Source organism: Flagellimonas ochracea, from assembly GCF_009903685.1.
Classification (GTDB): Bacteria; Bacteroidota; Bacteroidia; order Flavobacteriales; family Flavobacteriaceae; genus Flagellimonas; species Flagellimonas ochracea.
This window is the reverse complement of sequence record NZ_JAAABI010000002.1, coordinates 175,968-188,937: the sequence shown is the minus strand read 5'-3', so window position 1 is coordinate 188,937 and position 12,970 is coordinate 175,968. Positions and strand designations below refer to the sequence as shown.

Annotated in this window: 13 protein-coding genes; 6 read left to right on the top strand and 7 right to left on the bottom strand. The window is 41.7% G+C overall.

What is annotated here, in order from left to right:
• The first annotated feature begins 188 nt into the window (after positions 1-188).
• Genes GTQ34_RS06370 through GTQ34_RS06360 form a run of 3 tightly spaced genes read left to right on the top strand, consistent with a single transcriptional unit; the run spans position 189 to position 3,243 of the window.
• Positions 189-1,073, top strand: a complete 885-nt coding sequence (locus tag GTQ34_RS06370) for a helix-turn-helix transcriptional regulator (protein WP_166522948.1) — start codon at positions 189-191, stop codon at positions 1,071-1,073.
• 11 nt (positions 1,074-1,084) lie between these two features.
• Entirely contained in the window at positions 1,085-1,858 is a 774-nt protein-coding gene (locus GTQ34_RS06365; protein WP_166522947.1) for a ThuA domain-containing protein, read from the top strand.
• Between the two features lie 5 nt (positions 1,859-1,863).
• Entirely contained in the window at positions 1,864-3,243 is a 1,380-nt protein-coding gene (locus tag GTQ34_RS06360; RefSeq protein ID WP_166522946.1) for an MGH1-like glycoside hydrolase domain-containing protein, read from the top strand.
• Here the strand turns inward: GTQ34_RS06360 and GTQ34_RS06355 are convergent.
• Together GTQ34_RS06355 and GTQ34_RS06350 are read right to left on the bottom strand one after the other, a co-directional pair.
• On the bottom strand, positions 3,233-4,072 hold the full coding sequence (locus tag GTQ34_RS06355; protein ID WP_166522945.1) for an N-acetylmuramoyl-L-alanine amidase-like domain-containing protein: 840 nt from the start codon (positions 4,070-4,072) through the stop codon (positions 3,233-3,235). The genes GTQ34_RS06360 and GTQ34_RS06355 overlap by 11 nt on opposite strands.
• Positions 4,059-5,126: a mechanosensitive ion channel family protein gene (locus tag GTQ34_RS06350; protein ID WP_166522944.1), complete on the bottom strand. Its 1,068-nt coding sequence runs from the start codon at positions 5,124-5,126 to the stop codon at positions 4,059-4,061. Before GTQ34_RS06350 ends, GTQ34_RS06355 begins: the two co-directional genes overlap by 14 nt.
• Before the next feature lie 118 nt (positions 5,127-5,244).
• Between GTQ34_RS06350 and hemH the strand changes: the two genes are divergently transcribed.
• Both hemH and GTQ34_RS06340 read left to right on the top strand, forming a co-directional pair.
• Positions 5,245-6,312 carry a ferrochelatase gene (gene hemH / locus GTQ34_RS06345; protein WP_208103855.1) on the top strand — a complete coding sequence of 356 codons (1,068 nt, stop codon included), beginning with the start codon at positions 5,245-5,247 and terminating at the stop codon, positions 6,310-6,312.
• Positions 6,313-7,701 carry an MATE family efflux transporter gene (locus tag GTQ34_RS06340; RefSeq protein ID WP_166522943.1) on the top strand — a complete coding sequence of 463 codons (1,389 nt, stop codon included), beginning with the start codon at positions 6,313-6,315 and terminating at the stop codon, positions 7,699-7,701.
• A gap of 2 nt (positions 7,702-7,703) precedes the next feature.
• Here the strand turns inward: GTQ34_RS06340 and GTQ34_RS06335 are convergent, their stop codons facing one another.
• The 3 genes from GTQ34_RS06335 to GTQ34_RS06325 form a co-directional block, all read right to left on the bottom strand.
• The gene (locus GTQ34_RS06335; RefSeq protein ID WP_166522942.1) at positions 7,704-8,132 is read right to left on the bottom strand and encodes a nuclear transport factor 2 family protein; all 429 of its coding nucleotides are present in this window, start codon (positions 8,130-8,132) and stop codon (positions 7,704-7,706) included.
• Positions 8,133-8,134: 2 nt separating this feature from the next.
• Entirely contained in the window at positions 8,135-9,310 is a 1,176-nt protein-coding gene (locus GTQ34_RS06330) for a PQQ-dependent sugar dehydrogenase (RefSeq protein WP_166522941.1), read from the bottom strand.
• Positions 9,311-9,388: 78 nt separating this feature from the next.
• Positions 9,389-10,402 carry a helix-turn-helix domain-containing protein gene (locus GTQ34_RS06325; RefSeq protein ID WP_166522940.1) on the bottom strand — a complete coding sequence of 338 codons (1,014 nt, stop codon included), beginning with the start codon at positions 10,400-10,402 and terminating at the stop codon, positions 9,389-9,391.
• A gap of 67 nt (positions 10,403-10,469) precedes the next feature.
• On the opposite strand from GTQ34_RS06325, the gene GTQ34_RS06320 reads away from it, so the two are divergent.
• Positions 10,470-11,576, top strand: coding sequence for a lactonase family protein (locus GTQ34_RS06320; RefSeq protein WP_166522939.1), 1,107 nt, complete (start codon positions 10,470-10,472; stop codon positions 11,574-11,576).
• Positions 11,577-11,582: 6 nt separating this feature from the next.
• Here GTQ34_RS06320 and GTQ34_RS06315 read toward each other — a convergent pair whose 3' ends face one another.
• Both GTQ34_RS06315 and GTQ34_RS06310 read right to left on the bottom strand, forming a co-directional pair.
• Complete coding sequence (locus GTQ34_RS06315; RefSeq protein ID WP_166522938.1) at positions 11,583-12,557, bottom strand: TolB-like translocation protein; 975 nt, start codon at positions 12,555-12,557, stop codon at positions 11,583-11,585.
• The gene (locus GTQ34_RS06310) at positions 12,550-12,960 is read right to left on the bottom strand and encodes a hypothetical protein (protein WP_166522937.1); all 411 of its coding nucleotides are present in this window, start codon (positions 12,958-12,960) and stop codon (positions 12,550-12,552) included. The genes GTQ34_RS06315 and GTQ34_RS06310 overlap by 8 nt, the downstream gene beginning before the upstream one ends.
• Positions 12,961-12,970 lie beyond the last annotated feature (10 nt).

Genomic DNA, 12,970 nt, shown 5'->3' with positions numbered 1-12,970 from the left:
AACACAAAAATAGGAGTGCAGCACATTAAAAAATAACGCTGGCGGAACTAAAAGCTAAAGGGCAGTCTATTTTTTGGTTAAATTCTTTAAAAAAGGGGCATAACCATTGATTTTATTGATAAATTTGCTATACAATAATATAATTTAGAGTCATTCTAAATTGAAATTTAAAAGAAAATAGGTCCAATATGACAACAAAAAATATCGCTAAAGGAACTTATGATGAAACAAAGGTAGAAGATGGCTTTTATCTCCTTAAGATTCAAAACGATAGCAATGAATCCCAGTTGATGGAACGGGAAATAGATAGCACGTATATCCAGTTTCATTTTTGTCTTAAAGGAAGATCGCGGTTCAATTTTAATGAGGGGAACTATCATCTTGAGGTAAATGAGGAAAACTCCCTTTTGCTCTACAACACCCAAAAGGATTTACCCTTGAATTTGGTGGTGACACCCAATTCGTGGTTGCTCTCGGTGGTGATGACCATCCGAAAATTCCATGCACTTTTCTCGTCCGAGGCCGATTATATTCCATTTTTGAGCGAGGACAATAAAGAGAAAAAATATTACGCCCAAGAAATGGTTTCCCCTGCCATCGCGGTTGTACTTAGCCAGTTGATGAACTATAATTTACACCCATCTGTGAAGCAACTCTATATCAAAGGCAAAGTATACGAACTGGTATCCCTCTACTTCAACAAAACAGAGGAGGCGGACTTGGAACAATGTCCTTACTTGGCGGATGAGGACAATGTAAGACGCATCAAAATGGCCAAGGAAATTATCATTTCGCGAATGGTGGAACCTCCAACATTGGCCGAACTTTCTGAGGAAATTGGATTGAGTCTCAGAAAACTTAAAGAAGGGTTTAAGCAGATTTATGGCGATTCCGTCTACGGCTTTTTGTTCGATTATAAAATGGAGTATGCCCGTAAAATGCTTGAAACGGGAAGGCACAATGTGAATGAAGTAGGTCTTAAAGTTGGATACAGCACCGCAAGCCATTTTATAACTTCCTTTAAAAAGAAGTATGGCACGACCCCCAAAAAATATTTAACTTCAAATTCCTAAATACAAAAAGAATGAAGCCAAATAGATTGTCCATTTTGTTGATTGCCTTTTTTGCATTTCAGGTGAATGCACAGGAAAAACCAACATCACTAGAAAATGATAGCGTAAAAATGCCTGAACTGGTAATGGTATTTACAAAGACAGCAGGCTACCGTCATACATCCATTGAAAAGGGGGTACGGACCTTGCGCGAGTTGGGCCGTGCAAATGGATTTGTTGCCCTGCAAACGGAAAGTGGAGAAGATTTCAATGATAGCAACCTTAAAAACTATAAGCTGGTTGTTTTTTTAAGCACCACCATGGATGTCTTAGAGGAAGAGCAACAAAGGGCCTTTGAAAAGTACATCAAAAATGGTGGGAGCTATTTGGGCATTCATGCTGCAGCCGATACGGAGTATGACTGGACTTGGTACGGTAAATTGGTGGGAGGATATTTTGAGAGTCACCCAAATGACCCCAATGTGTTGGATGCAAGGATTGACGTCCTGCGCAAAGACCACTCCTCGACTTCCCATTTAAATGATACTTGGTCAAGGAGTGATGAATGGTATAACTACAAAAACCTGAATCCGAATGTAACCGTACTGCTCAATTTGGATGAGAAAAGTTATTCTGGCGGAACCAATGGAGCAAACCATCCCATAGCATGGTACCACGAATTTGATGGAGGCAGAGCCTATTATACCGGAGGGGGACATACCGAAGCTACTTTTGATGAGCCCGCATTTCGAAAACACCTTTTGGGGGCAATTCAATGGTGCTTAAAGAGAGATGAAAATAACTGAGAAATATGGAGCGAAGAGATTTTTATAAGACGTTGGGCTTGGCAACCTTGGGGAGTACGGTGGCCATGGGTTGCAGGGATGAGATTGTTGAAAATGCAAATGAAATGGAATCCCACCGCTTTAAAGTCACCTCTAAATTAAGCGGGAGAATGTACGCCAAAGCACTGGAGATAACCAAAAGCAAAGTCCGCGGAGGAGACAGGGAACCCTTTTTTAAAGAGCCCTTTGTGGATGCTGCTTTTTCTGACAATATATTTCTTTGGGACTCTTGTTTCATAGCTTGCTTTGCCAAATACCACATGGATGAATTGCCCGTATATCAAGCATTGGACAATTTCTATGAGCGAATGGAAGAAGATGGCTACATCTGCAGAGAGTACAGAAAAGACGGAAGACCACTTTGGTCAAAAGACCATCCCGTTTCCATAAATCCGCCCTTGTTGGGTTTTGCCGAAACTGAAATCTATCATGTGAAGCAAGACAAGGAAAGACTGCGTTATGCCTATCCTTTTCTAAAGAAAAATTTTGAATTTTTGGTAAGCACCTATCAAGGTGACGACAAGCTTTTTTGGGGAGATACTTTGGGCATGGGCATGGACAATATACCTCGTTCCCCCAGAAATTGGACCACTGATGAGGGCAATGGAATGACTCACCACGAATTAGGGGATAAATTGGGTAAAATGGGCGGTTCTACCGCAGAAGAACGATTGAATATGTTCATAGCGGACTATGTGGAAACTTTGCAGGGTTTATGGAACAAACAAGGCCGACTGGTGGACTTTACCGCCCAAATGGCGATGCTTTCCAAACAACTAAGCTTTATTGCCAATGAAATAGGCCAAACAGAAGATCTTAAGATGTATGAAACGTTTCATCGGGAAGTAAAGGAAGCGCTGAACCAACTTTGTTGGGATGACCAAGATAGCTTCTATTATGATTTGGGATATGGAAAACAAATCAAAAGAAAGCACATCGGCATGTATTGGACTTTACTGGGAGAGCTGGTCCCTGATGACAAAATTGATGCATTTTTGGCACACTTGACCAACCCAGATGAGTTTTACAGAAAAATTCCTTTACCTGCACTTTCGGCTGACGATCCCGATTACAAAGGTTGGGGGGATTATTGGTTGGGAGGTGTTTGGGCACCAACGTCTTATATGGTTTTAAAAGGATTGACTACAGTTGGAAAAAACGATTTGGCGCAAGACTTGGCTGAGCGCACCTATGCCGCCATTGCTGAAGTGTTTGATGCCACTGATACCTTTTGGGAAAATTATGCACCTGATCTTATATCCTATGGGATGCCGGCCAAAATGGACTTTTGCGGTTGGACTGGCCTCATTCCCATCGCTATATATCACGAATACATCAAAACGTAGGTCGGGCCACGATAATCCCAATATTGCTTTTGATGTTCTTCACGTAATCGGCGAGTGGAATTTCCGAGACTTCAACCATCCCATTTTTACTCGAAGCGTGCAGTAGATGCAACCTATTGTTTAAATGTATTGCAATGCCGGTGTGGGTAACATCCAAACCTTTTATGGAAGTGGCCAGAGCGATGATATCTCCAGAATGAATTAATTGTTCTTTGCTTTCAATCTGGTCTTGAGGCAAAATACAGAGCCTTTCTTTGGCCAATTCATTTTCTACCCTTTGTATACTTACAAAGTTTTTGTCATCAGCTAAAAAGGGGTATAAACCTCGATGTGTTCCCATAAAATTGATGGGTTTTTGCGATTCTATTCCACCCAAATCCGAAGTTATATCTTTTACCAGACCCTTTTGCTCATTGTTGCGTATCCAATCCGTAAAATAATGTAAACGTGACGGATACCCATTTAATTCTCCATTTCTATACCGAATGGTTTCCAAATGATTCGCAAAATCTTCAAAGTGGGTCTTATCTTTTTTTATCATCAAACCAAAGGCCAGAACATTTTCAACAAAAGTGGTGCAATCCAGACCCCTCAAATTGATGACCAAGGTTTCCATATCTCCCACTTCTAAGGTTTTTTCAAGATATGGAGTTCCAATGAACGATTTTCCCACTTGGATAATGGTATCCCCTAAGGAGGAAGCTTTGGTATTTTTAATGGTCTCCATTTTGGTTTCAAAATAAAGTTTGTCTTTGGGAGAACAGGTAATCTGTTGGGCATTTGCAAGCACTCCAAAAAGAAAGAGCAGTGTTAGGCTACGTTGTATCATTGGCATCAGTTTTTTGCAACAAAACCCTTGTTTTGGCAATACTATTGGGGTAGTTTTTTTGAAGGAATTCAATCAATTTTTCCCTTACATGTACCCTAAGTTCCCATGCCGTTGGGGAATCTTTGGCACTCATCAAAGCCCTGATCTCCACATGGGAAGGTTTTGAATCTGTTACTTGTAGCACATTCACCTCCCCGTCCCAATGTTCTGTATTTTGAAGAACCCGGGTCAATTCTTTGCGAAGTTCATCAAAAGGAACCCTGTAGTCCACATACAAAAAAACAGTGCCCAGTATCTCAGCTGAGGTTTTGGTCCAATTCTGAAAAGGTTTATCAATAAAGTAAGGGGTAGGAACAATCAATCTTCTTTTATCCCATATTTGCACCACTACATAAGTCAATGTAATCTCCTCAATGCGACCCCATTCCCCTTCCACAATAACTACGTCATCTAACTTGATGGGCTGGGCAATGGCAATTTGAATGCCAGCTAAAATGGTCCCAATGAATTTCTGAGCTGAAAAACCAATAATGATACCCGCAACTCCTGCCGAGGCAAAAATACTGATACCCACCTCACGGATTTCCTTAAAACTCATCAACGCCAAACCAATTGCCAATACGACCACAATAAAAATTACGATGCGCTCCAAAATAGTAAATTGGGTGTATACCTTTCTTGCCTTTAGGTTGTCAGCTTCCCCGACATCGTAGTTTTGTAGAATAATTGCTTTGGCAATCTTTAAAATACTGATTATCAACCATGTCATGGAGAAAATGAACAACAAGGTGCTTGCCTTTCTAAACCACAGCCCATAGTCCTCTAAATTTAATAGGTCTCGAAGTGCATTCATCCGAAGAATGAAAGAAAGAAAAACCAGCACTAGGGCAGGCGCCAATTTTCGAAAGGACCCACTGGGCAACAGGTATTTGGGGTTTTTACCAAGACGCCGCAATAAAAATGAGGTCAGCCAATACAATGCGATAAGCAATGAAAGTGCAATCCCCAAATACAAAAGGGATTCTTTGGAGACATTTTGGAAGAATTCATTCATACGCACAAAAATAGTGCAGAAAAGATTAGCAAGAAGAAAGCCCAAATCAACTCCAAATTGAAATTCATTATCAGATCATAAGAAAGAATTTTGGATGTGAAAATATTAAGTGCATGCCATGTCGTATTTTTGGAGCCTAAAAGAGTTAGCTGTGCGAAAAGGAGTTTTATTGGTCAATTTGGGTTCGCCGGATAGTCCCACATCTAAGGATGTGAAACCGTATCTGGATGAATTTTTAATGGATGAACGGGTTATTGATGTCAATCCCATCCTCAGGAACATAATAGTTAGGGGGATTATCTTGAACACACGACCCAAACGTTCCGCAAAGGCCTATGCCAAGATTTGGTGGGAGGAGGGATCTCCGCTGATTATAATTTCAGAAAGATTTACGGAAAAAGTGCGGCAACATACCAGCCTTCCAATTGCTTTGGGCATGCGATATGGTTCTATGAGCATCAAGGGTGCTTTGCAAGAATTGAAAGATCAAGGAGTGGACGATGTGCTCTTGGTTCCCTTATACCCCCATTATGCCATGTCGTCTTATGAGACTGTGGTTGTAAAGGCCATGCAGGACCAACAGGCTTATTTTCCAGAAATGAAGTTGACCACCTTGCCCGCTTTTTATCACAACCAGGATTACATAAAGGTACTATCCAAAAGTATCAAAGAGGGCTTGGCCAATTTCGACTATGACCACATTTTATTTTCTTACCACGGCATACCAGAACGGCACATTCGAAAATCAGACCCGACGAAATTCCATTGTAAAATAGATGGAAAGTGTTGTTCAATCAATTCCGTTGCACACCACACCTGCTATAGGCACCAGTGCTACGCCACCACAGAGATGGTAAAGAAAGAACTGGGTCTGGATTCAGAAAAGGTGAGTACTTCTTTCCAATCCAGACTTGGGAGCGATCCTTGGTTGCAGCCGTTTACCGATAAGGAATTTGAAAGACTGGCCGAAGAGGGGAGAAAAAAGTTGGCTGTCATTACCCCTGCATTTGTCAGCGATTGTTTGGAAACCTTGGAAGAAATTGCCATGGAGGGCAAAGAAGAGTTCGAGGAAGCCGGTGGAGAAGAATTCATTCACATTTCATGCTTGAACGATCGAGATGACTGGGCATCCCTGATGTCACAATGGATCACTGATTGGCAGACCGAAGAAAAACTGCCAGTTTAGATGGCAAGAATCATTTCAGACGAACTTGGGGTAGAACCCATAGGGAAACTCCTTATCAAACAAGCGGTACCGGCCTCCATTGGTATTCTGGTGATGTCCCTCAACATTTTGGTCGATTCCATTTTTGTCGGCAATTGGATTGGGTCCATTGCCATTGCCGCTATCAATGTAGTGCTGCCAGTTTCTTTCTTTATTGCTGCTTTGGGTATGGCCATAGGGATTGGCGGGTCCAGTATTATTTCCAGGGCTTTGGGAGCCAACAACCGCGATAAGGCCTTAAAAACTTTTGGAAACCAAATTACCCTTACCTTGCTGGTTACTGTTTCTATGGTGGCCTTGGGACTGTATTTTGTGGACAGTCTCATTCCGGCCTTTGGAGGAAAGGGAGGTATTTTTGATCCAGCAAAAATATATTATACCATCATTTTGTACGGAATACCCTTTTTGGCGCTCTGTATGATGGGAAATACGGTAATCCGAGCAGAGGGCAAGCCCAAATTTGCCATGATCGCCATGATCATACCCTCCATCGGAAACCTGCTGATGGATTACATTTTCATCTATGTTTTTGATTGGGGAATGCATGGTGCCGCTTGGGCAACAACCGGGGGGTATCTACTATGCTTTATTTATATACTTTACTTTTTTCTTTCCCCAAACTCTGAATTGAAAATAGACTTTTCCCACTTCGGATTGGATAAACCAATTCTGCGGGAAATAGGTTCTCTGGGTTTTGTAACCTTGGCGAGGCAGGCCGTAACAAGTATCACTTATTTGCTGATGAACAACATTCTCTTCAATTTGGGAGGAGAGGCCATGGTGGCGGTATACGCCATTATTGGTAGGATGTTGATGTTTGCCCTTTTTCCCGTTTTTGGGGTTACACAGGGATTTTTGCCCATCGCAGGGTACAACTATGGCGCTTTGAAATATGAAAGGGTTAAAAAATCCATATACACAGCGATCAAGTACGCAGCTTTGGTGGCTACCTTGGTATTTATCGTATTGATGGTATTCCCAGCTGAAATCGCATCCCTGTTTTTAAGTGATAAACCTGGACTTGCACCGGAGGAACTTGCTGCAAATGCATTTGTGCTGGAGCATTCGCCGTTTGCCATGAGGCTTGTATTTGCAGCTACGCCCATTATTGCGCTACAGTTGATTGGCGCAGCCTATTTTCAAGCTGTGGGAAAAGCTGTGCCTGCGCTCTTGTTGACTTTGACCCGTCAAGGATTCTTTTTTATCCCATTAATTCTTTTGTTGCCACCATTATTTGGAGAAATTGGGGTTTGGATTTCTTTTCCCATTGCGGATGTACTGGCGACAATAGTCACGGGATACTTTCTAAAGAAAGAAATAGACAGAAATCTGAGATCGGGAGCCGTCTAAAACTATTCCTCATTAGGCATCAAAGTGGCTACCTTACTGATGATTTTCCACTCTCCCGACAGCTTTTTAAGTAAGAAAATATCTATGAATCGCATGTTCCTTGATTCAATTTTTATCTCCGCCATGGCCGACGCGATATTGTGTTGTCGATCAATGGATAGAATAGTGGTTTCCCTACCGTTGAACTTTCCTTTTGGCCTGGTTTCAAAAAGTGAAGCGTATTCTTTGGGAGTCAACACCCAAATTTCCTGCCCCTCTTTGGATAGAAACAAATCTGCGTTTTTATAAAATGCGGATTGGATCATTTCCGGATTGCTATATGAGGAACCTTCCAAATATTTGTTGAGCGTTTTGCGGATCAAGACCTCTTCTGATTGTGCAAATAACTGTAGGTTGAACATTGAGGCGATTAAGATAGAAGTAACTTTCATTTTTAGTGGATTGTTTGTTGCTGTTCTGGTTTGATTCTTATGATTTTCCCATTTTCTTCATCGGTGAGCAAGTAGAGTTTGCCCTGTGGACTTTGGGCCACTTTTCTTGATCGTACCCGTTCATCCAAAAACAGTTCTTCGGCACTTTTGATGGTGTCTCCCTGGATTCGAAAACGCCAAAGACTGCCTAGGGAAAGACCAGGTACAATTAAGTTGTTTTTCCATTGGGGAAACTCATCTCCTGTATAGAAGCATAGCCCGGTTGGTGCAACAGTATGCTGCCAAAACCAACTGGGTGGGGTAAAGACCACATCCTCGATAGGTGGAGGGCTATAATCCTTACTTCGCAAACGACCTGTGGTTCGATTTGGCCAGCCATAATTGGAACCTGCTTGCAATATGTTGATTTCATCCCCTTGAATGGTCCCATGCTCAGTGAACCAAAGCTTTCCCGTTTCTGGCTGAAGTGCAATACCTTGTGTATTTCGGATGCCCAAGGCAAAAATGCTTGGAACCGCATCCGCGCCTAAGTCTGGATTATCGTTGGGAATACTTCCATCCAAGTTGAACCGGTGGATTTTGCCTCTGGGGTCTGCCACATTCTGTGCAATAGGTATTTCAGGTTCATCATGTTCCCAAAATAAACGTTCCCCCACCGTAAGATACAGTTTGCTATCTGCTCCAATGGCCATACCTCCACCGTAATGATAGTTGATGTTGGAATAGGGCTCAGCTACCAAAATGGTCGTTAGGTCATAAATTGAATCTTTTGAGAGTGTGGCCTGAACAAACTTGGTTGTTTTTCCCACACCACGTTTTTTAGCGGTATAGGAAAAATATATTTTTTGGTTTTTCTCATATTCAGGATGCAGGAGAATCTCAAAAATCCCAGAGTTGTCGCCAAAGTGGATGGCACCAATGCTATCCGTGAGGTCGCTTGGAAAGCCAGCAATGGTTTTTTTTGTCCCGGAATGAAGGTCCACGCGAACCAAATCTCCATTTTTTTCGGTGACCAAGACCTCGGTTTCATTTAGAAAAGCAATGCTCCAAGGACGATTCAATCCCTCAAAGACCACTTCTTTTTTGGGAACAACCGGTTTTATGTTGGATTTTGACATTTCATGCTGCTGGCATCCTGTCAAAGCCAAAAAGAACAATGAAGCTAAAGCATATTTCATGGCTATGAATTTTTGCCGAAGGACATCATTTTAAAGCAAAAGGGCTTTAAAAATCATGATTTTTAAAACGAATTCGAATCAAAGGTCGTTATGTTTCCTTTTAAATTCTGAGGGAGTTAGATTGGTGAAAGACTTAAACGCCAAATTAAAGGAAGTCACATTGCCAAAACCCGAATCGTATGCTATGGCCGCAATTTTTTCATGCATACCCTGAGAAGAGGATAAGAGTTTTTTGGCTTTCTCGATGCGGTGATAATTCATAAATTCAGAGAAGTTCATTCCTCTTTGCCCATTGATTACCTGAGAAAGGATTCTTGGTGATATTTTTAAAGTTTCGGCCACATCTGCCATGGTCAATTTAGGGTTTAAGAAGACCTCATTTTGTTCCAAGAGTCTGTTTATGGATTCCATCACACTTTTAGCCGAATCGGCATCTATTTTTGAACCCTGATATTTTTCAAGTGAAAAAGTATGATTGCGGAGCAATAGGAAAGAAAACATGTAGACCAAAAAGGTAAAGAAAAGGGCCCCGCCTATGTAAAAGGGAATCATTCCGGTAATATTCCCAATATAAAACAGCCAAATGAGCCCCACACCTATGACCAGGTTACGGCACCATTGAAAAAGTCTTGGTTGTGCTACTTGTTTGGCGTTTATCAATTGAAAAACCGAAAGGATCAGATAAACAAAAAGATGACCAAAAACCGCATAATAAATCAAATAGGAAAGCACATCTGCTCGGTTTGGAATCAATGGGCTGAATAGGGTAAACAATACATAGGGCAACATATGTAAGTATAGGAGACCCGGTATTTTTTTGCGTTTTTGAAATATTAGGCCACCATATAGCCATAAAGATGGCCCCACCAAAAGTATGCCAGCAATGCCAATGTTTCGCTGCCATGGTTCCAGATGAAGATATACATTGAGTATGGATTTGCCTATGCGGAGCACAAGACCCAAAATGACCAAAACCAAAATCCTATGCGCCAGACTATTCCCTTTCCGAAGTGTGAGCAAATAAGCACAGAGAAATAGTCCCTGGGCAATACCAAGGCTGCAGAGTACTAGGATAACGGTTTTATGATCCATGCATTAAAGATAAAAATTGAAAATGATTGGTTTTCTTTCTGTATTTTAGGAAACAAACAACTGACTGATGAGACACATCGCCATATTGGTCTGCATGGCTATCTTACTTTTTCTTGCATGCAAAGACCAACCCAAAAATGAAACCATGCACACCCTTTTTGTAGGCACTTACACTGATGGAGAAAGCGAGGGGATTTACCAGTATAGTTTCGATACTAATGATGGAAGCCTGACACAAGGGGCTTTAGTGGCCAAACTTCCCAACCCCTCCTATTTGACCATTTCGAATGACGGAAAACACCTCTATGCCGTTCAGGAAACAGCGGATTTTGATAGTTTGGGTGGTGGGGTCACTGCATTTAAATTTGACAATGGAGTTTTGGGGATACTGAATAGTATGGGCTCACAAGGGGCACATCCTTGCCATATTTCTCTATCAGAAGATGGGCGTTTGGCAGTCTCAAACTACACAGGAGGCAATGTTTCCATTTTTAAGTTGGACCAGGACGGCGCATTGGTACCCGATCCCCAGGTCATTGAACATAAAGCAATAGATTCCTTAAAAGTGCCTCATGCCCATATGGCACAATTCACCCAAGATGGGCTTTTCGTGGCTGATTTGGGATTGTCCGCGGTGATGCGCTACCAAAATGACGGGGGTAAGTTTGTTCCTTCGGAACAGAAAGCCCTTGCTTTGCCGGATGGTGCTGGATCGAGGCATTTTACCTTCAATAAGGACGAAAATATGTTGTACGTAATCAATGAATTGAACGCTACAATAGTTGTTTTTGAAAAGAATACGAAGGACGATTACCTTCCGGTGCAAACAGTGAAAACGTTGGATGATAACTATAATGGTGCAAATTCTTGCGCGGATATTCATTTGTCCCCAGATGGAAGATTTTTGTATGGTTCCAATCGTGGGGAAAATACGATTGTAATCTTTTCGGTGGATGAAGTTTCCGGAACGCTTTCTTTGGTTGGAAGAAATGCTGTAGAGGGTGAGTGGCCACGTAACTTTTCTTTGGACCCATCGGGTCAATTTCTTTTGGTAGCGAACCAGTATAGCAACAATATCGTTGTGTTCAAAAGAGACGGGGAATCCGGAAACCTTGAATTTTCTGGCGAAACAAAAATCGCTAATCCAGTTTGCTTGAAATTTTTTCCAAACTAAGCTTTGTTAAAGATGCTTTTTTCTTAAGGTCTCAATGAAATTGGCGGACATGTAGTATAAGTTCAATGCCCCATTATCATAGGTTCGCGATTTATCATGTACTTTTTCTATAGGGTCCAAAGCCCTTACCTCCAAACCATTTTGTATCCGACCACTTGCAAAAATGAACAGTTTTCCATCTTGACTTACCCATGGGCACATTTCGTGCGCCTTTGAATTTATGGGTTCTCCTAGATTTTCGGGAGATGTCCACGCCCCATCGATATTGAAGCTGATATAAAGGTCACCTCTTCCCAAGCTTTCATCGTATCCTCTAAAAATCAGGTATTTCTCATTGGGGTCAATAAACGGATCGCCTTTATCACGGCCTTTGTTGATGATTTCCGGTAACGGTTCCACTTCATAAACGGAGTCTTTCGGGACCGCTCTGTAGATATCACCTTTTGACCAGATATTGAAGTAAATGACTCCGCTATGGGTCAATGAACTATAATATTCATTGTCTTCCTCCCCTGTTAAAATAACACGAACGGGATCACTCCAAGAATCATCTTTTTGTTCCACGTACCACACTTTACTGTTTTCATTGTTTCCTTTGGGTCTACTGGAACTAAAATAAAGCCGTTTCCCAGCGGGTGTAAAAAGGGGGTCATAATCTGAATAGGTGCCTGAAAAAGAAGCAATTCTTGGGTTGCTCCATGTACTGTCTTCCTGCATTTCTGTAAATGTGATATACGCATTTCCGGGCATGTTCGTGGTATAGTAGAACACCGTGCCATCTGGTGAGAATGTTCCGTTGTACTCCGTGGTAGGGGAAGCCAAAAGCTCAGGTGCTAAAAGTTGTGGCTCATCTGTTGGGTCAATGCCAAAAAAGGGACCTTTGGGGGCAAGGACTTCTTCGATTTTGGTTGTCGGTATGGATTCCTTGCAACCCAAAATAGCAAAGACGATAATTAAAAGAAGAGATTTTAATTTATTCACAGCGATATGTTTTACCATCAAAATCAAAAGTAGTTGAATCATTTGGTCTCAGGGATCCATGCCAAGAATCTTTGTACCATTTTTCTGGCTCATCTTCACTTCGATAATCTGCAGTGAAAAAAGAAAAGTCTTCATTAAAGGTGATAATGATATCACCTTTTCCGTCGGCGTCGTGCCACCTACCTCTCATGGTCTTTCCCTCAAGACGGCCCCAAACACCACCCAACGCATTCTTATGGGCAAGATAATAAGCCCCAGCAACCTCATCATTGTCGATAAGAAGGTCAAACCGCCCTATTTCGGTACAATAATTTTTTGATTTAATTTGATTTGCCTCCTGCGCTATGGAAAAATAGAGTGAAAGCAAGGCAATCAACAGGGTTGGAATTTTACAGTACTTCATAATCTAAATT